General features: G+C 55.3%; 20 protein-coding genes and 1 pseudogene. 9 read left to right on the forward strand and 12 right to left on the reverse strand.

The window, feature by feature from the left end; all coding sequences use genetic code 11:
• Positions 1-124: 124 nt before the first annotated feature.
• The gene (gene mnmE / locus VSX58_RS16250) at positions 125-1,489 is read left to right on the forward strand and encodes a tRNA uridine-5-carboxymethylaminomethyl(34) synthesis GTPase MnmE (RefSeq protein ID WP_327618996.1); all 1,365 of its coding nucleotides are present in this window, start codon (positions 125-127) and stop codon (positions 1,487-1,489) included.
• Between the two features lie 96 nt (positions 1,490-1,585).
• Here mnmE and VSX58_RS16255 read toward each other — a convergent pair whose 3' ends face one another.
• The 4 genes from VSX58_RS16255 to VSX58_RS16270 all read right to left on the reverse strand — a co-directional run bounded on the left by VSX58_RS16255 (position 1,586) and on the right by VSX58_RS16270 (position 6,494).
• Positions 1,586-1,996, reverse strand: a complete 411-nt coding sequence (locus tag VSX58_RS16255) for an NUDIX hydrolase (RefSeq protein WP_327618997.1) — start codon at positions 1,994-1,996, stop codon at positions 1,586-1,588.
• Positions 1,993-2,559, reverse strand: a complete 567-nt coding sequence (locus tag VSX58_RS16260) for an LOG family protein (protein ID WP_327618998.1) — start codon at positions 2,557-2,559, stop codon at positions 1,993-1,995. The genes VSX58_RS16255 and VSX58_RS16260 overlap by 4 nt, the downstream gene beginning before the upstream one ends.
• Before the next feature lie 128 nt (positions 2,560-2,687).
• The gene (locus tag VSX58_RS16265) at positions 2,688-3,653 is read right to left on the reverse strand and encodes an FAD:protein FMN transferase (RefSeq protein WP_327618999.1); all 966 of its coding nucleotides are present in this window, start codon (positions 3,651-3,653) and stop codon (positions 2,688-2,690) included.
• Between the two features lie 63 nt (positions 3,654-3,716).
• Positions 3,717-6,494 carry a flavocytochrome c gene (locus VSX58_RS16270; RefSeq protein WP_327619000.1) on the reverse strand — a complete coding sequence of 926 codons (2,778 nt, stop codon included), beginning with the start codon at positions 6,492-6,494 and terminating at the stop codon, positions 3,717-3,719.
• A gap of 683 nt (positions 6,495-7,177) precedes the next feature.
• Between VSX58_RS16270 and VSX58_RS16275 the strand changes: the two genes are divergently transcribed.
• Both VSX58_RS16275 and fumA read left to right on the forward strand, forming a co-directional pair.
• Positions 7,178-8,689: an anion permease gene (locus VSX58_RS16275; RefSeq protein WP_327619001.1), complete on the forward strand. Its 1,512-nt coding sequence runs from the start codon at positions 7,178-7,180 to the stop codon at positions 8,687-8,689.
• 121 nt (positions 8,690-8,810) lie between these two features.
• On the forward strand, positions 8,811-10,457 hold the full coding sequence (gene fumA / locus VSX58_RS16280; protein ID WP_327619002.1) for a class I fumarate hydratase FumA: 1,647 nt from the start codon (positions 8,811-8,813) through the stop codon (positions 10,455-10,457).
• 165 nt (positions 10,458-10,622) lie between these two features.
• On the opposite strand, the gene VSX58_RS16285 is transcribed toward fumA, so the two are convergent.
• Positions 10,623-11,474 (reverse strand): SDR family oxidoreductase, encoded by an 852-nt coding sequence (locus tag VSX58_RS16285; protein ID WP_327619003.1) that lies wholly within the window; start codon positions 11,472-11,474, stop codon positions 10,623-10,625.
• An 87-nt stretch (positions 11,475-11,561) separates the two neighbouring features.
• Between VSX58_RS16285 and VSX58_RS16290 the strand changes: the two genes are divergently transcribed.
• From VSX58_RS16290 to VSX58_RS16300, 3 genes and pseudogenes are all read left to right on the forward strand, one after another.
• Positions 11,562-11,960 (forward strand): winged helix-turn-helix transcriptional regulator, encoded by a 399-nt coding sequence (locus VSX58_RS16290; protein ID WP_327619004.1) that lies wholly within the window; start codon positions 11,562-11,564, stop codon positions 11,958-11,960.
• Positions 11,961-12,109: 149 nt separating this feature from the next.
• Positions 12,110-12,567, forward strand: a pseudogene (locus VSX58_RS16295) (organic hydroperoxide resistance protein).
• Between the two features lie 759 nt (positions 12,568-13,326).
• Positions 13,327-14,055: a 4'-phosphopantetheinyl transferase family protein gene (locus tag VSX58_RS16300; protein WP_327619005.1), complete on the forward strand. Its 729-nt coding sequence runs from the start codon at positions 13,327-13,329 to the stop codon at positions 14,053-14,055.
• A 61-nt stretch (positions 14,056-14,116) separates the two neighbouring features.
• Here the strand turns inward: VSX58_RS16300 and VSX58_RS16305 are convergent, their stop codons facing one another.
• Complete coding sequence (locus VSX58_RS16305) at positions 14,117-15,454, reverse strand: NCS2 family permease (RefSeq protein WP_327619006.1); 1,338 nt, start codon at positions 15,452-15,454, stop codon at positions 14,117-14,119.
• Between the two features lie 299 nt (positions 15,455-15,753).
• Between VSX58_RS16305 and yieH the strand changes: the two genes are divergently transcribed.
• Complete coding sequence (yieH, locus tag VSX58_RS16310; RefSeq protein WP_327619007.1) at positions 15,754-16,419, forward strand: 6-phosphogluconate phosphatase; 666 nt, start codon at positions 15,754-15,756, stop codon at positions 16,417-16,419.
• A gap of 11 nt (positions 16,420-16,430) precedes the next feature.
• Here the strand turns inward: yieH and VSX58_RS16315 are convergent, their stop codons facing one another.
• The 3 genes from VSX58_RS16315 to VSX58_RS16325 all read right to left on the reverse strand — a co-directional run bounded on the left by VSX58_RS16315 (position 16,431) and on the right by VSX58_RS16325 (position 18,853).
• Positions 16,431-17,162 (reverse strand): amino acid ABC transporter permease, encoded by a 732-nt coding sequence (locus VSX58_RS16315; protein ID WP_327619008.1) that lies wholly within the window; start codon positions 17,160-17,162, stop codon positions 16,431-16,433.
• A gap of 2 nt (positions 17,163-17,164) precedes the next feature.
• Positions 17,165-17,902, reverse strand: a complete 738-nt coding sequence (locus tag VSX58_RS16320; RefSeq protein ID WP_327619040.1) for an amino acid ABC transporter permease — start codon at positions 17,900-17,902, stop codon at positions 17,165-17,167.
• 114 nt (positions 17,903-18,016) lie between these two features.
• Complete coding sequence (locus VSX58_RS16325; protein ID WP_327619009.1) at positions 18,017-18,853, reverse strand: ABC transporter substrate-binding protein; 837 nt, start codon at positions 18,851-18,853, stop codon at positions 18,017-18,019.
• Between the two features lie 331 nt (positions 18,854-19,184).
• On the opposite strand from VSX58_RS16325, the gene VSX58_RS16330 reads away from it, so the two are divergent.
• Positions 19,185-19,694 (forward strand): Lrp/AsnC family transcriptional regulator, encoded by a 510-nt coding sequence (locus VSX58_RS16330; protein ID WP_327619010.1) that lies wholly within the window; start codon positions 19,185-19,187, stop codon positions 19,692-19,694.
• A 159-nt stretch (positions 19,695-19,853) separates the two neighbouring features.
• Here VSX58_RS16330 and VSX58_RS16335 read toward each other — a convergent pair whose 3' ends face one another.
• A complete protein-coding gene (locus tag VSX58_RS16335; RefSeq protein ID WP_327619011.1) occupies positions 19,854-20,870 on the reverse strand; it encodes a 1-aminocyclopropane-1-carboxylate deaminase in 1,017 nt (338 codons plus the stop codon).
• Positions 20,871-21,091: 221 nt separating this feature from the next.
• Complete coding sequence (locus VSX58_RS16340) at positions 21,092-21,577, reverse strand: Lrp/AsnC family transcriptional regulator (RefSeq protein ID WP_327619012.1); 486 nt, start codon at positions 21,575-21,577, stop codon at positions 21,092-21,094.
• 143 nt (positions 21,578-21,720) lie between these two features.
• Between VSX58_RS16340 and VSX58_RS16345 the strand changes: the two genes are divergently transcribed.
• Entirely contained in the window at positions 21,721-22,680 is a 960-nt protein-coding gene (locus tag VSX58_RS16345) for a DMT family transporter (RefSeq protein WP_327619013.1), read from the forward strand.
• A gap of 22 nt (positions 22,681-22,702) precedes the next feature.
• Here VSX58_RS16345 and VSX58_RS16350 read toward each other — a convergent pair whose 3' ends face one another.
• Entirely contained in the window at positions 22,703-23,632 is a 930-nt protein-coding gene (locus VSX58_RS16350) for a LysR family transcriptional regulator (RefSeq protein ID WP_327619014.1), read from the reverse strand.
• Between the last annotated feature and the right edge of the window lie 153 nt (positions 23,633-23,785).

Below are 23,785 nucleotides of genomic sequence, written 5' to 3' on the forward strand. Positions count from 1 at the left end.
GGACGGTTAACCTGTTACACAGCGTAAGGCGGTCAATGACCGCCTTATTTTTTTAACGGCTGTTTTATTACTCAACGCCACGTAAAATAGCCAGCCAGACAGGCTTCGACGCAAAGAGAACAACATGAGCCATTCCGACACCATCGTCGCCCAGGCGACGCCGCCAGGACGCGGCGGGGTAGGTATTTTACGCGTTTCCGGCCCCGCGGCGGCGGCGGCGGCGCAGGCCGTCCTCGGTAAACGGCCCAAGCCGCGTTACGCCGACTATCTGCCGTTCCGCGATGCCGACGGGACCGTGCTCGACCAGGGCATCGCCCTATGGTTTCCCGGCCCCAACTCGTTTACCGGCGAAGACGTGCTGGAGCTTCAGGGACACGGCGGCCCGGTTATTCTTGATTTGCTGCTGCAGCGTATCCTGACGCTGCCCGACGTGCGTATTGCGCGCCCCGGCGAATTCTCTGAACGCGCATTCCTCAATGACAAACTCGATCTGGCGCAGGCGGAAGCCATCGCCGACCTGATTGACGCCAGCTCGGAACAGGCCGCGCGTTCCGCGCTCAATTCCCTGCAAGGGGCGTTTAGTGCCCGCATCAATCGTCTAGTGGAAGCACTTACTCACCTGAGAATCTACGTCGAGGCGGCGATCGATTTTCCGGACGAGGAGATTGATTTTCTCTCCGACGGCAAAATCGAAGCGCAATTAAACGAGGTTATCGCCGATCTGGACGCCGTCAGAGCCGAAGCCCATCAGGGCAGCCTGCTGCGCGAAGGCATGAAAGTGGTGATCGCCGGACGCCCGAATGCCGGAAAATCCAGCCTGCTCAATGCATTAGCGGGACGGGAGGCGGCGATAGTCACCGATATCGCCGGCACCACCCGCGATGTATTGCGCGAACATATCCACATCGACGGTATGCCGCTGCATATCATCGATACCGCGGGCCTGCGCGACGCCAACGATGAAGTGGAACGTATCGGCATCGAACGCGCCTGGCGGGAGATCGAACAGGCCGACCGCGTGCTGTTTATGGTGGACGGCACCACCACCCAGGCCATTGAGCCCACGGCCATCTGGCCTGAATTTATGGCCCGATTGCCCAGTGCCTTACCCATTACCGTGGTGCGCAATAAAGCCGACATCACAGGAGAGACGCTAGGCATAGAAGACGTGGGCGCTTACTCACTTATTCGCCTATCGGCGCGCACCGGCGAAGGCGTCGAGACGCTGCGCGAGCACCTTAAGCAAAGTATGGGATTCACCAGCAATACCGAAGGCGGCTTTCTGGCGCGCCGCCGCCACCTGCAGGCGCTGGAACAGGCCGCCGGGCATCTGATGCAGGGCAAAGAGCAGTTAGTCAGCGCTTACGCAGGCGAGCTGTTAGCCGAGGAGCTGCGGCTGGCGCAGCGGTGTTTAAGCGAGATCACCGGCGAATTCACTTCCGATGACCTGTTAGGACGGATTTTCTCCAGCTTCTGTATCGGCAAGTAACGCTGAGTCTGTAAGCGTCCACTCACTTCCACCGATCCCGTATAGCGCCTTGTTATGCGGGATTTTCTCCGGCTTTTGTTTATCAATCCGCGGCGCTTATTGTTTCCTTGCCTCCGCCGTCAGGAAAGGCAGAATGCACTCCGTGATAAGCGGCGCCAAAGTAATATCGGGACGATGGGAGAGGCTATACCAGACGGCCTCTTCAATTTCCGCCGACGCGCTTACCGTATTGGCGATCTCGGCGCGCCAGACCTTTGCCTGTACATCGGCGTTATTTTCATTCGCCGCCGTTGCCGTCCATATCCCTAGGTAGGGTAATTGCTCCGGTTCCAGGGTTAGCCCCAGCTCTTCCTTAAGCTCGCGCAGTAACGCGTTTTGACCGTCCTCCCCAAGCTCCGGTTTTCCTCCCGGCAGCATAAAATATTGCGTTCCTGCTTTACGCACCAACAGAAGTTCATGGGCGGAATTAAATAGGCAGGCCGCGCTGACCGCGATCTGGGTTCTCATTTTGTGGTCCATTTCCTCTCCGGCGGCTGATACGTTTTGAAATAGCGCAATAACTCATCGATATTGTCCGCAAAGCGCAGCATTTCGCCATGCCGTCTATGGAGAAAACCTTCATGCACCATCTTTTCCGTCATCGCCTGCAGCGGTTCAAAATAGCGATTGATATTAAGAAAGCCGCAGGGCTTTTCGTGAATGCCCAGCTGCGCCCACGTCCACTGTTCGAATATCTCATCAAGCGTTCCTGCGCCGCCTGGCAGGGCAATAAAGGCATGGGACAGCTCCGCCATTTTATTTTTCCGCTCGTGCATGGTCTCCACAACGTGTAACTCCGTAAGACCGGTATGCGCGATCTCTTTTTCGGCAAGCGCCCTGGGGATAATCCCGATGACGCGTCCCCCCGCGGAAAGCGCGGCATCGGCGACGGCGCCCATAATGCCCACCTTTCCGCCGCCATAGACAATATCGACGCCGCTTTGCGCCAGAAACCGCGCCGCTTCTTTGGCCTTGTTGAGATAGTCCGGCGTATTGCCGGAGGCCGAGCCGCAAAAAATACTAATAACCATTCGTTTCTCCTACATTATCGCGCGGTTAAGTGATCGAACCGCTCTGCAATTTTCCGCTATTTTACTGTCGGCGGATGACAATAAAAACCCGGCGGCGCAAGGAGCCGGATCAGCTGGCGTTCGGGCCCTTACCCTATGCGATAATGGTTATCCAGCAGGGAGAAGGAGAACTGGCGCTGCGACGAGAGAACGACCCGACGGTCGCGGGTGACGAAGATCGCTTCAATATGCGGTATGCCGGAGAGGTAAGCGAGCCCCTTTTCTACGCCCATGCCGTAAAGCAGCGTGGTATAGATATCTCCGTCGATGGAGTCATCGGAAATAATCGTCACGCTTAACAGCTCGTTATCCCGCGGGTAACCGGTTTGCGGATCGAGAATATGGTGATAACAGCGGCCGTTCAGCTCAAAGTAGCGTTCGTAAATACCGGATGTCACCACCGACTTACTGTTCACACTGATGACGCCGAGCAGATCGTCGGGATCGGAAAACGGTTTTTTCAGTCCGACCGCCCAGGCATTCATCCCGTTTGCCGGCGGCGCGCCGAGCGTCTGAACATTGCCGCCCAGGTTGATCAAGGCGTGGCGGATAGCGTGCTGATGCAGAAAATCCCTGACCAGATCGGCAATATACCCTTTGGCGATCGCCCCCAGATCGATCTCCATTCCGGCCTTTGCCAGAAAGACGGAGCGCTCCCGCTCATTGAGGATCACGTCGGCGGGGTTGGTCAGCGGCAAGAGCGCCCGTAGCTCGGCGGCGGGGGGAAGGCTGTCGCCGCTAAAGCCGATTTTCCAGCGTTTAACCAGCGGGCCGATAGCCAGGTTAAAACAGCTATCGTCCAGCAGGCTCGCCGCCTTGGCGCGTTTGATAAGATTAAACACCGACGGATTGACCGCCACCGGATGGCTGCCGGCGGCATGGTTGACATCCATAACGTCGGAGTGGGCCCGGTTAACGGTTAAGCGGTTCTCCTGCTGTTTTATCAGCCTGAAGACGCGAGAAGCCAGACTTTCATTATGCTCAAATAGCTTAAGGAGAATGGGGGAACCCATCAAAACGGCGGAATAAGCATAGACACGATCGTCTGGCGGCATAGCGGATTACCTAAAAATGATGAACCTGTACCTCGGGTAGCCCAAGGTACAGGCTGACGCCGGTTACCGCAAGGCGTGCGCCGCCGCGTTGCGCCCGGCCAGAATGCCGAAGATGATGATATCGGCGACGGCATTGCCGCCGATGCGGTTACCGCCGTGGATCCCGCCGACCACTTCGCCCGCGGCGTAGGCGCCGGGAATAACCTGCTGCCGGTCGTCCAGCACGGCGGTATCGGTGTTGATCGTCACCCCTCCCATGGTGTGGTGAACCCCCGGCGCGATGCGGATGGCGTAGAACGGTCCCTGATTGATAGGCTGACGCAGGGCGGTTTTACGGCCGAAATCTTCATCGTTCCGTTTATCAACAAAGACATTGTAGCGTTCCAGCGTCGCCAGGAAGGTGTGATGATCGATATCCAGCTTGGCGGCCAGCTCGCGCGGGGAGTCGGCGCTGATGACAAATCCGCGTGCAATATATTCGTCCGCAGCTTTGTTTTGCATCCTGATCTGCTCATCGAAAATCACGTAAGCGTATTTTTCCGCCAGGCCGATGATCTGAGCCGAAACCTTGTCGCGGGTTTCCATCTCATTGAAGAAGCGTTTGCCTGCCTGATTCACCAGGATCGCGCCGCCGCCGCGAATCGACTCGGAAACCAGGTAAGAGGTGGTTTGCTCTACCGTCGGGTGAATCTGGATCTCGCCCATATCGACCGTACCGGCGCCAATCTTCTCCAGAATAGCGATGCCGTCGCCCGTCGCGCCTTTGTGGTTCGTCGTGACGAAGCCATCCAGATCCGCGCGATACTGCACAACCATATCCCGGTTGGCGCTGAATCCGCCGCTGGCGACGATAACGCTTTTCGCCAGGATCGTCAGGGCTTCGTCATCCTCGTTAACCGCGCGCACGCCGATCACCGCGCCGGCCTCGTAGAGAATATCGGTAACGGAAGTATCCAGCATCACATCGATATTGCGCGTATTGATGTTCTTCGTCAGTCCGCTAATCAGGAAACCGCCGACGGCGGAGCGGTCCGCCGGGCGGTGGGTGCGGTCGATGCTCATCCCGCCGGTAATGGTGATATCGTTCAGCTCGATGCCGTGATCCGCCAGCCATTCCACCGCCTGAGGCGCGTGTTCGACGAAGCATTTCAGCAGTTCCGGGTTATTTTTGTTTTTACCGCCTTTCAGGCTTTCCTGATAGAACAGCTCTTTACTGTCGACGATGCCTTTGATTTTCTGAAAACGGGTTTCCGCCGCATTCATCCCCACCGACGCCTTGATGGTATTGCCGCCAATGCTCGGCATCTTCTCAATAATCAGAACGCTGGCGCCCTCGTCGCTGGCCTGAATCGCCGCCGCCAGACCGGCGCCGCCGCTGCCGACGACGATGACGTCGTAGCTTTGCGGCGTGGCCGGGTTGCCGCCCTCTTCCAGAATCTGGGCCTTGCAGGATTTCGCCAGCGCCTTGGAGACGGCTTTTTTCACCGCTTCGCTTTGGGTGGTGGCGCCGGTAACGGCATCGACATGCGGGCTGTTGGCGTCAAGAATACGCGAGCGGATAACCTCAAAGCTGGTGACGAAAGAGACATCCAGCTCGGAGCTCGCATCCAGTTCGATATCGGCGATGCGATCGGTTTCCAGGCTGACGTTGATAATCAGTTCGTTGGCGTCATCCTGCGCTTTTTCCTGAAATACGCCGGGCTTGAATTTCTTCGACGACAGGCTCATATCGCGGATCATCGCGTCAACCAGCGAGAAGCGCCACAGCGGTTCCGGAATAATCAGCTCTTCACGCTTGGTGTTATCGATGAACAGTTCAATGCGCCGATCGTCGGCGATGCGATCGGTCCAATCCGGATACGCGATGCAGGCTTTGCCAACCGCGACCAGGTCATAGCCGTGCTCCAGCGCCAGTTCGACATCCTCTTTGTTAACCACGCCGCCCACGCCCATAACCGGGACTTGCGCCAGGGTTGCGGAACGCATGGCGATATATTTATCAATCAATGGCGTAGGGTCGGCGGTATCGACGATCGACGGACGCAGGGTATGCCCCATGGAGAAGTGCAGATAATCCAGACCGCGCTCGGCCAGTTTTTCCAGCAGATACAGGGTGTCGGCAAAGCGAATGCCGGGTTCTTCGATTTCTTCCGGCGAGAAGCGGTAGCCGATGATGAAGGAAGAGTCGGCGTACTTGCGCGCCATCTCATGGGTAATATCCAGCACCGCGAGCGGGAATTTAGCCCGGTTTTCGCGGCTGCCGCCCCATTCGTCGTCGCGCTGGTTGGAGTTTGGCGAATAGAACTGCTGAATCAGGTAGGTATTGGCGCCGTGGATTTCCACGCCGTCGAATCCGGCCGCAATGGCGCGGCGCACGCCCGCGCCAAATTTAGCGATCATGCCCGCCACTTCTGCGGTAGTTAAGGCCGTCGGGATCGGCGCGCCGTCGCGCGGCGCGGCGATAGCGCTCGGGCCGACGGGAGACTGACCGCCGATCAGTTTTGGTTCTACCATTCTGCCGCCGTGGTAGATCTGCAAAACGGCTTTTGAACCTTTGGATTTAATCGCTTCGGCCACTTTCGCCAAGCCGGAAATTTTATCGTCGTTATCAATACCAATGGCCCCAGGAAACGCCAGGCCTTTATCGTCGATAAAGCAACATTCGACGATAACGGTACCGATACTGCCGGAACGCGCCCGATAATATTCCACCAATTCATTGGTTACGGAGCCATCATAGAAGCCGGTGCAGGTGGTCATCGGCGCCATTAAAAGGCGGTTTTTTACCTGAACGCCATTCGGCAAGGTGAATGGACTAAGTATGCGATCGTTACTGGTCATAATAATCAACTCCAAAATATAAATATTTAAAAATCTTTTGAATTCGTTATCGGTTTTTATTATTTATTGGTTTTAATTCGCTACCGATCTCATCTTATCAATATAACTTTATATTTAGTTTAAAAATCATTATTTTTAGTTAATTAACTATTTGCTAGATGATAATTCACTCGTTTTATTACTTTTAAATAAAAAACATTACATAGTGTTAAATTAATATAACCTTTCATTTACTTCAGTAGGGAATAATAAAAACCTTACGCAACCTTTCCGCCACAAGCCGCACCACGACTGATCCCGGCAAATAGACACACTCATATCGATGTTATTAACCGATATCCACAAGGAGTCTAATGCCATATTTCCCCTCACAATTACCCGTATAGAAAATAAGAAAACCGGCAAATTACATAAAATAAAAATATAGAAACATGCTTCATTACGGTTTTAGAAACACGAAATATCACCGCGATCTTTTGATCAAGATCAACGGCAATAAATATGAAAAACGCATTATATAAACACACGCACACCGTAGATCGTATAAATTATCTACCATAAACGATGAAAATATGACGTTCAAAATATCGCCGTTAAATAATAATATAAATTAAAAAAACTAAATAAAGCGGAGATATTTTTTACGCGCCCAAGAGATTTTTAACTACTATAGACAAATAAATATGAGCGTAATATCAAAGAGCATCAATCCGCCTCAGGTTAAAAAAGCCTCAGGCGGGAAGAAAAACCACCTGATATATATGTTATTGATGGTATTGGTTTCAGCGGGATTGTTATTAATCCCCGTGCCTGATGGATTACAACCTTATTCATGGCGTTTCTTCGCCATCTTTGTCGGCGTTATCGTCGGTTTGATCTTCGAACCGCTGCCGGGAGCGGTAATCGGCCTGACCGGGCTGGTCATCATTTCGCTGGGCGGCGAGTGGCTGCTGTTCAGCCCCGAGCAGTTGGCCGATCCCAAATTCAAACTCGCCTCTCAATCCTTTAAATGGGCGGTGAGCGGGTTCGGCAACTCGACCGTTTGGCTGATCTTCGGCGCGTTCATGTTCGCCGCCGGCTACGATAAAACCCAGTTCGGCCGCCGCCTAGCGCTGATTCTGGTGAAATATCTCGGCCGCCGCAGCCTGACGCTGGGCTACGCCATCACCTTCGCCGACCTGCTCCTGGCGCCGTTTACACCGTCCAACACGGCGCGCAGCGGCGGCACCATTTACCCCATCATCGCCAACCTGCCGCCGTTGTACGGCTCCAAGCCGAACGCCCCCAGCGCCCGCAAGATAGGCTCCTATCTGATGTGGGTGGCGATTACCGCCGCCTGCATCACCAGCTCCATGTTTTTATCCGCGCTCGCGCCGAACCTGCTGGCGCTGGCGCTGGTTAAAAGTACGGTGGGCATCAGCATTTCGTGGGGCACCTGGTTCCTCGCCTTCCTGCCGCTGGGTATCCTGCTGATCCTGGCGATGCCGCTGCTGGCCTACTGGCTCTATCCGCCTGAAGTCAAAGTCAACGATGAAGTGCCGCGCTGGGCCAGCCAGGAATTGGAGAAGCTCGGCAAACTGTCGCGCAATGAAATTCTTCTGCTGGTGTTCGTCTGCTGCGCGCTGGTGATGTGGATTTTCGCCGCCAACTGGATTGAACCCGCGCTGGCCGCTCTGCTGGTTATCGGCCTGATGCTGTGGACCGGCGTGCTGGAATGGGGCGATATCACCGGCAACAAAGCCGCATGGAATACCTTTGTCTGGTTCGGCACCCTGGTGGCGCTGGCCGACGGTCTCTCCTCCACCGGATTTATCGGCTGGCTGGGTAAAGAAGGCGGCGTACTCCTGGCCGGCATCTCCCCCGGCGTCGCCACCATCGTGCTGCTGGTCGCGTTTTATCTGCTGCACTATCTGTTCGCCAGCACCACCGCGCATACCACGGCGTTGCTGCCCGCCATGCTGACCATCGCCGCCACTATCCCGGGGATGAACATGCAGGTCTTCTGTCTGCTGATGGTGACGTCATTGGGCATCATGGGCATCATCACCCCTTACGGCACCGGCCCCAGCCCGATTTATTACGGCAGCGGCTACCTGCCGGCGGCGGACTATTGGCGTTTGGGCACTATTTTTGGTGCAATATTCCTGGTCGCCCTGCTGGTTATCGGCTACCCCTGGATGTCGATGATGTTCTGATTATAGGCGGCCGGCCCCTCGCGCCGAAGAGCCGGCCGCCGGCGCATCGAAACGGATGCCGCCGCGTTATTCCTGCAAATGCCGATATACGGCAGCAATAAAATTATTAAGTGAGAAAACAATGTCGAATAAACCTTTTGTCTATCAAGCGCCTTTCCCGCTTGCCGAAGATGACACCGAGTATTACCTGCTCAGCAGCGAACACGTATCCGTGAGCGAATTTGCAGGTCAGCCGGTGCTTAAAATTGAGCCGGAAGCGTTGACGCTGCTGGCGCAGCAGGCTTTCCACGATGCCGCATTTATGCTGCGCCCGGCCCACCAGCGGCAGGTCGCCGCCATTCTTAACGATCCGCAAGCCAGCGAAAACGACAAATATGTCGCCTTGCAGTTCCTGAGAAACTCGGAAATCGCCGCCAAAGGCGTGCTGCCGACCTGTCAGGACACCGGCACCGCCATCATCATGGGGAAAAAAGGTCAGCGCGTCTGGACCGGCGGCGGCGATGAAGAAGCCTTGACCCGCGGCGTATACAACACCTATACCGAGGACAACCTGCGCTACTCCCAGAATGTCGCGCTGGATATGTACAAAGAGGTGAATACCGGCACCAACCTGCCGGCGCAAATCGATCTCTACAGCGTGGATGGCGACGAATATAAATTCCTGTGCGTGGCCAAAGGCGGCGGTTCCGCCAACAAAACCTACCTCTATCAGGAGACCAAGGCGCTGCTTAACCCCGGCAAATTGAAAAGCTACCTGGTGGAAAAAATGCGTACGCTGGGCACCGCGGCCTGCCCGCCGTACCATATCGCCTTTGTGATCGGCGGCACCTCCGCGGAAAGCACGCTGAAAACGGTAAAACTGGCGTCGGCCAAATACTATGACGGCCTGCCGACCAAGGGCAATGAGCACGGTCAGGCATTCCGCGACGTGAAGCTGGAACAGGAACTGATGGCCGAGGCGCAAAATCTGGGACTGGGCGCGCAGTTCGGCGGTAAATATTTCGCGCACGATATCCGGGTGATCCGCCTGCCGCGCCACGGCGCATCCTGCCCGGTCGGCATGGGCGTATCCTGCTCCGCGGACCGCAACATCAAGGCCAAAATCAACCGCGAAGGCATCTGGATCGAGAAACTGGAGCACAATCCGGCGCGCTATATTCCCGAATCCCTGCGTCAGCAGGGCGAAGGCGACGCGGTGCATATCGATTTAAACCGCCCGATGAAGGAGATTCTGGACCAGCTTTCCCAGTATCCGGTCTCTACCCGTCTCTCTCTAAGCGGAACCATCATCGTGGGCCGCGATATCGCTCACGCCAAGCTGAAAGAGCGTATCGACAACGGCGAAGATCTGCCGCAGTACGTGAAGGATCATCCGATCTACTACGCCGGCCCGGCCAAAACGCCGGCAGGCTACGCCTCTGGCTCACTGGGGCCAACCACCGCGGGACGCATGGACTCCTACGTCGATTTGCTGCAATCCCACGGCGGCAGCATGATTATGCTGGCCAAAGGCAACCGCAGCCAGCAGGTGACGGATGCCTGCCATAAACACGGCGGATTCTATCTGGGCAGCATCGGCGGTCCGGCCGCGGTATTGGCCCAGCAGAGCATCAAGAGCCTGGAATGCGTGGAGTATCCGGAGCTGGGAATGGAAGCCATCTGGAAAATCGAAGTGGAAAACTTCCCGGCGTTTATCCTGGTGGATGACAAAGGCAACGATTTCTTCCAGCAGATTCAGCAGAATCAATGCGCTAACTGCACGAAATAATTGCTGAATAAATAACGCAGAAGGCTTGCCGCGGCGGGCAAGCCTTTTTTATGGAGGGCTCTCCTACCCCGCCCCTGTGGGCCGTCGCAAGCGGCGCGACCCTGGCGAGGACGCCCCGACGCCCGCCGCATCCATCTAATCAACTTTCGATTACGCCCATCCCACTTATTGGATGGCCGATTTCACCACGCTCGCCAGCGGAGTGGTGGGACGGCCAATCAAGCGGCTCAGCTGACGGCTGTCGTCAAACAGACCGCCCCTGGATGCGCCGATATCGGAATCGGCCAGCACATCGGCGATAGCCTGCGGCAGGCCCGCCGCAACCAGCGCCGCGCTGAATTCCGCCTCAGGCAAATTCCGGTAGCTAACCGGCTTACCCGACTGAAGGCTCACCTCGGCGGCCAATTCCGCCAGCGTGTACCACTGATCCCCCGCCAGCTCATAAACCTTGCCGGCCTGATTATCCTGCGTCAGCACCGCGGCGGCGGCGGCGGCATAGTCGGCGCGCGCGGCGGAAGCGATTTTCCCCTCGCCGGCGCTGCCGATGAACACGCCATGCTGCAACGCCGCCGGAATGCTGGCCGCATAGTTTTCGCTATACCAGCCATTGCGCAGCAGCGCATAAGGCAAGCCGGAGGCTTTGATCAACGCTTCGGTTTCGCGATGCTCTTGCGCCAGACCCAGCGGCGAGCTATCGGCGTGCAGAAGGCTGGTGTACGCCAACAGGCCGACGTCGGCCCGTACCGCCGCTTCCACCACATTGCGATGCTGCGCCGTGCGTTTGCCCACCTCGCTGGAGGAGATCAGCAATAATTTATCCACGCCTTGCAGCGCGGCGTTCAGAGAATCCGGCTGATTGTAATCCGCAGCCCTTACCTGAACGCCGCGTGCGGCCAAATCAGCGACTTTATCGACGTCTCGCGCCAACGCCAGAATCTCGCCTGCCGGCAGTTTCTCCAGCAGCTGTTCAATAACTAGACGGCCCAACTGGCCGGATGCACCTGTAATTGCAATCATCACCAAGCTCCTTTTTTTGACTGTCGTTAACAGGCATAATAGTCGACAAACTAATTTTAAGTAAGTACGCACATAAAGGTAAGTATCGTGCCAGAAAAAATCACCGCCGCCGCTTCATCGCCCGCTACGCCGTTGCACGGCAATCTGTTCGCGAAAAAATGCCCTTCCCGTCAGATTCTTACCCATGTCACCAGCCGCTGGGGCGTGCTGATCTTAGTGGCGTTGCGGGATGGAACCCATCGTTTCAGCCAGCTGCGGCGCAAAATCGACGGCGTTAGCGAGCGTATGCTGGCGCAAACGCTGCAATGGCTGGAAAATGATGGATTCATACTGCGCACCGCTTATCCGGTCGTGCCGCCGCATGTTGAATACAGCCTGACGCCGCTGGGCATAGAGGTCAGCGAGCATGTCAAAATTCTGGCTGAGTGGATAGAAGACAATATCGCCACAATATTAGCGGCGCAGACGGCGCACCAAGAGCGATAATCCACGGATATTTTTCCAAAGCGTCGAGTCGAATTTAAGCTAATACAGATTATTTAACCGACTATTCATTTTTGTTCATCATTTCATTCCGACGTTATCCGCCGTTATGGTCTAGGCTTGGTTATGCATTCGTCATTACAGGAGAAAATATGTCTATCGAAAAAGTTCTCTATGTCGCTCATGCCAAAGCTACCGGCGGACGCGACGGCCGCGCGGTCTCCTCGGATAAGCATCTTGACGTAAAGCTTGATGTGCCGAAAGAGCTGGGCGGTAAAGGCGGCGAAGGAACCAACCCAGAACAGCTGTTTGCCGCCGGGTACTCCGCCTGTTTTCTTGGCGCGCTGAAGAGCGTCGCCGCTAGCGAGAAAATCTCGCTGCCCTCCGATACGTCTATCGGAAAATCTCGCTGCCCTCCGATACGTCTATCGAAGGCAGCGTCGGCATCGGTAAGCTCCCGACGGGATTCGGCATTGAAGCGGAGCTGAAAATTTCGATCCCCGGCTTTGATAAAGCGAAGGCCGAAGAGCTGGTGAAGAAAGCCCACGTGGTCTGCCCGTACTCGAACGCCACCCGAAACAATATTGACGTCACGCTGACGGTTATCTAATCGTATTACGGCTTATGAATCCGAAGCCTGAAAACGGGCTTCGGATTATTGCCGAGCGGCGGGAATGAACGGCTTGCGGGAACTCCCCCCGGAAAACCGATTAACATCAAAGGCAGTAGGAATCTCATCTCTGATGGGTTACCGCTTTCAGCCGCCGCCGCAAGCGACCTTCAAAGATGTTGTCATCAGCCTGAGCAATCACCATCCGTTAATACGCAACCGGCTGAATCGATTAAATAATTCGATTAATCTCCGCTCCTGTTACCTGTCCTATATCAAGATTATCGTCAGTTAAAATCATTAGGATGATATGCCCGTCATACTTCAAGTTGCAGGACAAAAACGCCCGCCGACCTCTCCAGGGAAAACCAACCATGATGAGCTAACCGACCGGCATCGGAACAGAACGATATATCAAACATCAGCCTAAAAATTAAAATATACTGCGGTTTTTACGAAAAGACGCATGACATTATCTTATATGTTATTTTTTCGATAAAAAGCAGATCTTCAGAAGATAATTATGATTACTAAATAATAATCGCCGATTTATCCATTTATTTTTCTTTAGTTCATATTTTTGTCTGATAAACTAAGCAAAATCCCTTTCAAAATGCGCTCGAACGGCAACGGAGCAAACGCCCGGCAAGCAAACCGGGACGCCGATACTGCGGCAGATTGAAGGCAATCAGGACACATCACCTTAAGCAGGGCTTAAAACGAGGCATTCGGTTTTTTACCATCATCACGGAGTGAACAATGTCCTGCCATTTTGTCCGGTGGACCAGCAAGGAAACGCTTCCCAATCTACAAAGATTGCCGGATGAACTCGTCTCTTCGACAAAAGGCATGGCGGCTAAACGCCGCGAGCGTTATTTAAAAAGCCGGGCGCTGCTGGCTGAGATGATGTTCTATTTTTTTGGTCATCGGCAGCTCCCCAAACTGCTTGTCTCCCCGGATGGACGCGCTTATTTCGCCGATCCCGACCTGCCTAATTTCAGCGTCGGCTATGCCGGAAATACCATCGCGGTTTTGCTGAGCGAAGAGGGGAGCGTCGGCGTGGATATCGAGATCGTTCATGTGAGATCGAACCACCAAACGATGGCGGCCATGCAGACGCAGAGCCCGGCGGAAAAAGCCTGGATTGAAGCGCAGCGCGATCCGCTGGAAGCGGCGACGCAGCTGGGTACGATTCGTCATTCCCTGATGAAAATACCGCGTTCGCATACGTGCCGCATAGAAAATTTGCGCCTTTATCCCGCTTCCGGGCGGCTGAGCTCCAACTGCCTTCCCGCCGTTGAGGTTATGAGCGACATTGACGATTACCTGGCCTGGGCCTGCGCCCATGTCCCAACGCTAAACCGTCTGGTGATGTGGAGCTACTCCGCCGAGGCGGGCATGAAGAAAACCGGCGAAATCGTACAGCAGCAGCGCCAGTCGTTACGCTATATGAAGCTAACCAGCCACGCCGCGGAAAAACCGCTATAGGCGGTCCGCTCGGCGACGTGAATGGCGAGACACCAGGCGTTATCCCTGGAGTCTTATAGGCTTAATGCGCGTCGATAAAGATAATTTTTAACAGGAACAACAGCGCCACCACCACCACGCAGGGGCTGACTTCACGCCAGCGCCCGGTGGCCAGCTTCATGACGCAATAAGAGATAAAGCCCAGCGCGATCCCTTCGGTGATCGAGAAACTAAACGGCATCATCACCGCCGTAATAAAGGCGGGAACGGCCTCGGTTAAATCATCCCACTTCACCCGCGCCAGGCTCGAAGTCATCAGTACGCCCACGTAAATCAGCGCGCCCGCCGCGGCATAAGCCGGCACCATGCCCGCCAGCGGCGACAGAAAAATGACCAGCAGGAATAACAGGCCGACCACCACCGCCGTCAGGCCGGTGCGTCCGCCGACGGTAACGCCGGAAGAGCTTTCGATATAGGCGGTGACCGAAGAGGTGCCGATAAACGCCCCGGCGACCGAACTGACGCTATCCACGTACAGCGCCTGCTTCATGCGGGGAAACTTACCGCGCGCATCCACCAGGCCGGCCTTATCCGTTACCCCAATCAGGGTGCCGGAGGAGTCGAACAGGTTAACCAGCATGAAAGAGAAGATAACGCCGGACAGCCCCAAATTGAGCGCCCCCGCCAAATCCACCTGCCCAACGACGGCGGTCACGCTTGGCGGCATGGAGAAAACGCCGTTAAACTTAACGTCCCCCAAAAACAGGCCGATGACCGTAGTAACCACGATGGAAATCAGCACCGCCGCATGAATATTTCTTGACGCCAGAACCGCAATAATGAAGAAGCCAAGCGCGCCCAGCAACACGCTGTGGGAGGTCAGGTTCCCCACCGTAACCAGCGTTTCAGGGTTGGAAACGATGATGCCGGCGTTCTTTAACCCCATCATGGCGATAAACAGACCGATACCGCTGGCGATGCCCAGCCGCAAGCTCTGCGGTATATTGGCGATCATCCAGTAACGGATCTGGAAAATGGTCAGCAGCAGGAAGCCGACCGCGCCCCAGAAAACCGCCCCCATCGCCACCTGCCACGACAGCCCCATCGCGCCGACGACGGCAAAAGCGAAAAAGGCGTTCAGCCCCATCGCCGGCGCCAGCGCAACCGGCAGATTAGCCAGCAGCCCCATAAAAATGCTGCCAAACGCGGCAATCAAACAGGTGGTGACAAACACCGCCTGCGTATCCATGCCTGCGACGCCTAATATCTGCGGATTCACGAAAACGATATACACCATGGTCAAAAAGGTGGTGATACCGGCGATCATTTCCGTCCGTACGGTGGTGCCGTGCTGCGTCAGCTTAAACACGCGCTCCAGCACGCCCTGCTCGCCAGCATGATCGGGTTGCGATTTGTTCATGATTTACGTTCCAAAGAAGGGGGGATTGTTTGCGGGTATCCTATAACAAAATGGCGCGCATTGACGCGGATTCGCCATTTTTTTCTTGCTATAAGAACAAGCTATCGAAAGGGTAAATCGGCTCGCCAGCTTCCCCGTATCAGCCCGTTGAATGTCACGCATTCAGGCGTTATTTAAGTTCGGATACCGGCGTGCGCAGCGGGTCAACGGGAAAAAGAGGGAAGGTAATATGTCGCAATATCCGGTCAGTTGGTTAAAGTAGGCGGAGAAACCGTTAACGCCATCGACAAGGATCCTTCATGCCCCGTATTGAATGCGTTTTATTTGACTGTGACGGCACGCTGGTAGATAGCGAAGTGTTGTGCTGTCAGGCCTATGTAAATGTTTTTATTCCCTATGGCGTCAAATTATCTCTGGAAGAGGTGATAAAGAACTACAAGGGCATGAAACTGCATGAAATCATTACCCGCATCAGCCAGAAGTACGGAGTAACCGTCTCCATGGAAGAGGCGATAAGCCATTACCGCCAGGAGATAAAACGTCTATTTGACGACTCGCTGCAGCCGATCAAAGGCGCGCGCGAGCTGCTTTCGTTGATTAAAACGCCGATAGCCGTGGTGTCCAACGGGCCGGTCAGCAAGATGCAGCACTCGCTGGGGCTGACCGATATGCTCGAATTTTTCGGCGATCGCCTGTACAGCGGTTACGACCTGCAAAAATGGAAGCCCGATCCCGCCGTTATTTTCTACGCCGCCGAACAAATGCGGGTGCCGATCGCACACTGTATTCTGGTGGAGGATTCGACATCCGGCGTTCAGGCCGGTATCGCCGCCGGTATTCCGGTGTTCTACTACTGCGCCGATCCGCATAACACGCCGATTCATCATCCGCTGGTCACCATGTTTGACGATATGAACGCGCTGCCGCAGATATGGCGCGAAAAAGGCTGGAATATTACCGAATAACGCCCTCAGACTCAGGCCGATTTATTGCGCCTCAGCCGCGGCCATAGGCGTTTCGGCGCTTTTCCTTGCCGGCCAAACCGCTGATTAACGCCGTTCGCCAGCAGCTCCAGAGACAGGCAAAAAACAAAATAGACCAGCGCGACGAACAGGAAAACCTCCATCGGATAAACCATGCTGCGGTTATTCACCTGGGTGGCTAAAAAAGTCAGCTCGCCGACGCCGACAATGTACGCCAGAGAGGTATCTTTAATCAGCGAAATCCACTGGTTGATAAACGAGGGCACCATCATCCTTAACGCCTGCGGCAACACAATATGCCACAGCACCCGCCAGCGGCCGAACCCCAGAGATAACCCGGCCTGCCACTGACCGCGGCCGATAGCGGCAATCCCGGCTTTCACGCCGTGCGCCAGATAGGCCGACGCAATCAGCGCCAGCGCGCAGACCACCGTGGTAATTTCCGGAATCTCAACGCCGAACAGAATCGGCAGCAGGAAGTAAGTCCAGAAGATCAGCATGATGACCGGAATCGCCCGCAAGAAACCGAGGATCGTCGCCAGCAGCGCCGCGCACCAGCCGCGGGACATCGCCAGCGCAACGCCCATGACGGTTCCCAACACGGCGGACGCGATGCCGGCCAGCAGGCTAATCGCCAGCGTCAACGCGGCGCCGCCCAATGGACCATCGGGAAAGGCGCCCCACATCAGATAAGCGAAGTTATCGCGAATAATCGTAAAATCCATCTTCAGCGCTCCACGGCCGTATTATGCTGCTGCCGCCACGCGCCCCAGCCTTCCATCAGCGCGATGACGGCGATATACAGGACGGTCGCGACCCCGAACGCCTGAAAGGTACGCAGGGTTTCGGTTTCCACCTGGCGGGATGCATAAGAGAGCTCGGCCACGCCGATCGCCATGGTGAGCGATGAGTTCTTGATGACGTTCATGTACTGTCCCAGCAGCGGCGGCAGGGCGATTCTCAACGCCTGCGGCAGTACCACATAGCGCATGGATTGCCATCCGGTCAGCCCCAGCGCCAACGCGGCATACTTTTGCCCGCGCGCCACGCCGCCGATGCCGGCCCGGATCTCTTCCGCAATAAAGGCGCTGGAATAGAGCGTCAGGCCGAATAGTCCGGCCAGAAACTCAAACGAAGGCCACGCCGCATGCATCCCCAATAGTGAGAACGCATGCGGCATGTTGAGCCACTGCATCATCTCCGAGGGAAATAGCTGGCCGGCGCCGAAGTACCAGAAAAAAAGTTGTATCAGCAACGGCGTATTGCGGAATAGCGAGCTGTAAGCCATGACGGGCCAGCGCAACAGGCGCAGTTGGCTATCCCGCGCCGCCGCCAGCAGGAATCCCAGCGTCGTCGCCAGTATTATCGTACAGAAGGAGATCCATAGGGTGACCAGAAACCCCTGCCAAAGCCAGCCGAGATATTGAGGAGCCAATAGCCACTCTTCAATATAGTGCAGCGCCATATCTGTCAGTTTCATAAGCCGTTTTTATAAATTTTCAGACATTACAAACAAAAACACCCTCTGCGGTGCAGAGGGCTGAAATGCGGGATGGTTTACCCTGCGTCGAGCAATAAATCAGGCTTTGGGCTGATTCTCCAACGGAGCAAAAGTAAAGTCGCCGCGCGGCTGGGCCGATTTGGTCTCCGGTCCGAACCAGCGATCGTAGATCTTTTTCGCTTCGCCCTGTTTTTCCAGGTTCAGCAAGGTTTCGTTTACTTTTTCCGTCAGGCGCTCTTCCCCTTTGGGAATGCCGATCCCTTGATATTCTTTGGTGATGCTGAAAGGCGAAATTTCGAAGTCGGCTTTCTGGGCGTCCGGCACGTTCGCCAGCAGGCCGACGAGCTTGGCGTCATCCTGGGTGATGGCCTGCACGTTGCCGTTACGCAGCGCGGCGAACGCCAGCGGCGTATCGTCGTAAGAGATCACCTTGGCGGTGGGATAATGCTCGCGCAGGGTGATTTCCTGCACCGTGCCCTTATCCGCGCCGATGCGCAACGTTTTAATATCTTCCGGGGTTTTCAGCACGCCTTTGCGGGCGATGAATTTCTGTCCGGTGGCGAAATAGGGAATGCTGAAGTTCACCTGTTTGGCACGCTCATCGGTAATGGTGAAGTTTGCGGCGATCAGATCCACCTTTTTGGAACTCAACAGCGGAATACGGTTAGCCGGATTGGTGGCGCGCAGTTCCACCTTCACCCCCAACGCTTGACCGATCGCTTCGGCGATATCCACATCGTACCCCACCAGCTTTTTGCTTTGCTGATCGACGTAGCCGAACGGCGGATTGCTATCGAATACCGCTATTTTAACCACGCCCGCTTTTTGAATATCATCCAGCTTATCGGCCTGAGCGACGCCGGAAACCGATGCCAATCCCGCCAGCAACGTTAATGCCACGATACGATTCTTCATTCCCTGCCCCTAAACCAGTTAACGTATTGATTATAGGCTATCAATGGAGTGAAAAAGGGGAAAATAATATAAACAACTATAATATAACCTTATGTTACATCCGCTTTCCGGCAGATTATACTGCCGAAAAAGCGTATTTCGCCGCTACGCGCCGACGGCGTCGTTCGCTCTTTCCTCGATGGTTTAATCCGCCGAAGATTCTATTATTTCTCTGTTAAGCTAAATATTAATCACCGTTTAGCTATTTCCTTATTATTTGATTGCAAAAAAAATCCCGATGGCAAAATTATTGTCATAATACGCCATCAGATATGGATGTGAGGACCCCCCAATGAAAGCGAAAGCCCCCATCGTCACGCCCGTCGCCGAGGAGAAGAAGCGCAACGATCTGGATCGCTTCGATATCGCCATCCTGCGTCTTTTACAGGCCGACGCTTCCATATCCAACGTGGCGCTGGCGGAAAAAGTCAATCTCAGCCCGCCCGCCTGTCTGCGCCGGGTCGAACGCCTCAAACAGATTGGCCTGATTAAAGGCGTGGTCGCGCTGCTTGACCCAGAGGCGCTAAACGCCGGTCTGGTGGTGTTGATCGGCGTGGTGTTGGACCGTTCGACGCCCAGTTCGTTTAAAGACTTCGAGGCCTCCGTACAGCAGATTAGCGGCTGTATGGAGTGTCAGGTGGTAACCGGCGAGTTCGATTACATTTTGAAGATCCGCACCAAGGATAATCAGAGCTTTAACCGGCTGCACGCCGAACAGCTGCTGTTCCTGCCCGGCGTACGCCAGATCCGCTCTTTTATCGGCCTGCGCGAGGTGCTTTCCACCACACAGCTGACGTTTTGAGGTGGCAATAGGCGAAGGTTGGCGGACAAAACCCTGCCAGACCAAACCGTTAATCCCGCGTTTGCGGGAACCTTTTAATCAATACGTGAGCTAAAAAAGATCCCCGCTTTCGCAGGGATTGACGGTCATTAGACGGACTGGCGGGCGCTATCGGGCCTGTCAGCCGTTACGGAAAATGTAGCTGTAGGCGCTCAGCGCGGGCGCGCCGCCCAGGTGGGCATAAAGCACTTTAGAACCTTTCGGGAATTCGCCGTTGCGGATCATCCCGATCATGCCCTGCATCGATTTCCCCTCATACACCGGATCGGTCATCACCCCTTCCATACGGGCGCACAGGCGGATGGCCTCCAGCGTGCCTTCGTTCGGCAGACCATACTCCGGGCCGCCGTAGCGGGTATCCAGCACCACGTCTTCCTCGGTGATTTCCCGGCCCAGCTCAACCAGTTCGGCGGTATTTTGCGCGATACGCAGGATCTGCGCCTTGGTCTTTTCCGGTTTCGCCGAAGCATCGATGCCGATAACGTTGCGGGCGCGGCCATCGGCGGCGAAACCGACCACCATGCCGGCCTGGGTGCTGCCGGTAACCGAACAGACGACGATATAGTCAAATTTGAAGCCCAGCTCTTTTTCCTGCTGGCGGACTTCCTCGGCGAAGCCGACGAATCCCAGCCCGCCGTAAGGATGTTCGGAACAGCCGGCCGGGATGGGGAAGGGCTTGCCGCCATTCTGCGCCGCTTCTTCCATGGCGTTTTTCCAGCTTTCGCGAATACCGATATCAAAACCGGCGGCGTCCAGACGAACATCGGCGCCCATAATCCGCGACAGCTCGATATTGCCCACCCGGTCATATACCGCATCGGCATAATTCACCCAGTTTTCCTGCACCAGAATACATTTCATTCCCAGGTGCGCGGCGACGGCGGCGACCTGACGCGTCTGGTTTGACTGAATGCCGCCGATGGAAACCAGCGTATCGCACCCCTGCGCCAGCGCTTCGGGAATGAGATATTCCAATTTACGGGTTTTATTGCCGCCGAAAGCCAGACCGCTATTACAATCTTCACGCTTGGCATATATTTCTACATCTCCGCCCAAATATTCGCTAAGCCTTTTCATCGGCGTAATGGGGGAAGGTCCAAAAGTTAATGGATAACGTGGAAATTTCTCCAGATTCATAATGGCGCTCCGGTAAATAATAAGAAATGATAGCCGCAGGTTGTCAATATTCCGTTCGGAAATACCGTCGTCCCATGCCCATAACATTACCTGAAAAAAAATGAATTTAAATTTCTAAATTCATCCGTTTTTTTCATATAAGTTTTATAAAAAAACGCAAAAAAACGGATTAATTCACAAAAAACGCGTCATGACGAAACAAAATTAACCCCATAAAAAACCTACGGCAACAGCATGCCTTCCGCCGGCAAAGGCAGGGTGGTTTTATAGCGCACCTGCTTGAGCGCAAAGCTGGATCGGATATTGGCGACGCCGGGAATGCGCGTCAGATGATTGAGGATAAAACTTTCTATCTCATTGATATTTTTAACAAGCACGCGGAGAAGATAATCGGCGTCGCCGGTCATCAGGTAGCACTCCATCACCTCCGGCCGCGCGGAAATCGCCTGTTCAAAACGTTGCAAAACTTCTTCTACCTGCCGATCAAGGCTGACGTGGATAAACACATTCACATGCAATCCCAACCGTTCCGGCGACAGCAGCGTGACCTGCTGGCGGATAAGCCCGAGCTCCTCCAGCGCCTTCACTCGATTGAAACAGGGCGTGGTTGAAAGATTGACCGCTTTCGCCAGTTCAGCATGCGTGACTTTGGCATTTTCCTGCAATTTATTAAGGATGCTGATATCGGTTCTATCCAGTTTACGCATAAAAGAAAACCTTTACTGTTAATAACGATGGGGTTGGAAAAATCGCCCTGCAGGCTCAAAGAATACGATAAATAAGGGAAAAACTTTCCGACGGGAAAATAATAAACTGAGTCTATCCAGTGACCGACGGAAATAAATATAAAATGATCTTCTCCTTATTAAGAAATAAGAAAATAATCTGGCAGAAAGAAAAGTCCGGCGGCGTATTAGCGTTACGCCAGGCTGGCGGAATTATTCTGCTGTTGCTGGCGATTGTGGTGTGGGGCGCCAACTGGCCGGTAATGAAACTCGGACTGGAGCACATTACGCCACTCTGGTTCTCCGCGCTGCGTTTCGCGCTGGGCGGGCTCTGCCTGTTCTTTATCCAGATAGCCACCCGCACCCTGAAACTGCCGCAGCGCCGTGATATTCCTTTGCTTTTCAGCGTCGGTCTGTTGCAAATGCTGACGTTCACCGCATTGGGCGCCATCGCCATGACGGAGATTCCGGCAGGGCGCTCCGCGATTTTGGCCTATACCACGCCATTGTGGGTTCTGCCCGGCGCTATTCTGTTCTTCAAGCAGCGCGTAACCCGCCGGGAGCTGGTCGGCACGCTGATGGGCATCGCCGGCGTCGCCATCCTGTTTAATCCGCTGACGCTGGACTGGAAGGACGTTCAGGCGCTGCAAGCCAATACGCTGCTGCTGATCGCATCGCTCTGCTGGGCCATCTGCATTCTGCACCTGCGCCATCATCGCGGCGCCTCCAGCGCCTATCATCTGGCCCCCTGGCAGATGCTGATCGCCACCGTTCCTCTGATCGTCATCGCCTGGTGTAAAGAGGGCCCCTACACCGGCGACAATTCACTGCGTTTCTGGGAGATATCCCTGTTTGTCGGGCCGCTGGCCACCGCGTTCTGTTTCTGCGCCGTTAACGCCGCCAGCCAGTGGATCTCCAGCACCAGCATGGCCTCTTCCATGTTGGGCGTACCGGTGGTCGGGCTGTTTATCTCCATCCTGTTTCTTAATGAATCCCTGACCGCCGGACTTATCGCCGGCGTCGTCGCCATTATCGCCGGTATGATGGTGGTCACCCTGAACAAGCCGCGCCCCAAAGCGGACTAAAGTCCGCGCAGATTGCCGGTCGTCACCCCTGAAAAGGGTACGTCCGGCGAAACAGGGCATCCTGCGTTTCCAGCTCCCGGCGCAGAAAGGCGCAAAAATCATTCAGCACGGCGGTGGCCGGCTTACCGGCCACGGTCTGAATCTGCAACATCCGCTGGCCTATTTGCTCCATATTGATGGACTTCACCTGCAGCCCGTCGCGCTGAGCGCTATACAGCACGGAAAAATGGCTGCATATAACGATGGCTTGCGGCGTATCCAGCAGGAAAGCGTACAGCGTTGAGAAATGGTTGCAGGTGAACACCGGATCGATGAAAACGCCATTCATCCGGCACGATAAATCAAAGAGTTGACGCACCGTCGCCGCCTGATCGGGCAGCACTATCGGATAGGCGCTCAGATCGTCAAGCTGAAAATCCCTTGCGGCCAGCGGGTGACTCTCCTGCATCACCGCCATAAACGGGGCGGGGAAAGAGGCGATTATCTGCACGCCGTGTTCCGGCGCCAGGCTGAACTTCAGCGCCACATCGCACTCGCCGTTGCGGATCAGATCGGGAACCTGCCGGGCGCTGCCCACCGTCAGCACAAAGTTGACCTCGGCGCACTGGCGGCGGAACTTCGCCATCAGCGTCGGCAGCAGATTAAATCCGATACCGTCGGTACAGACGACCCGGATCGTGGTCTGGCGCGCCGATTTCAGCCCTTCAATCTCGGCTATCGCCAGCTCCATATCCGCGATGCTGCGCCGCACATGGTTTTCCAGAATATGCCCGGCGTCATTGAGCACCATCCCCCTGGCATGCCGTTCGAACAGGGGCATGCCAAGACGCGTCTCCAGGCGCTGGATCTGCCTGCTGATGGCGGAGACGGCGACAAACAGCTGCTGGCTGGCCGCGCTTAGCGAGCCGGTGCTGGCCACCGCCATAAAGTAACGAATTTCGTTGCTATGCATTGTCTCTCACACCGGTTGGCGAACCCTAAAGCATCGGAAAGAAGTCCGTATAACCTAATGCCGATCGTTTAAGCATCGAGATACCCGTGGCGACCCCGGGATGAAGGCGTCCCGGCGTTTCCCCTAAAAACCGGCTTAAGTAACCCGCATTCG

The organism is Brenneria populi (assembly GCF_036016195.1).
Taxonomy (GTDB): Bacteria; Pseudomonadota; Gammaproteobacteria; order Enterobacterales; family Enterobacteriaceae; genus Brenneria; species Brenneria populi.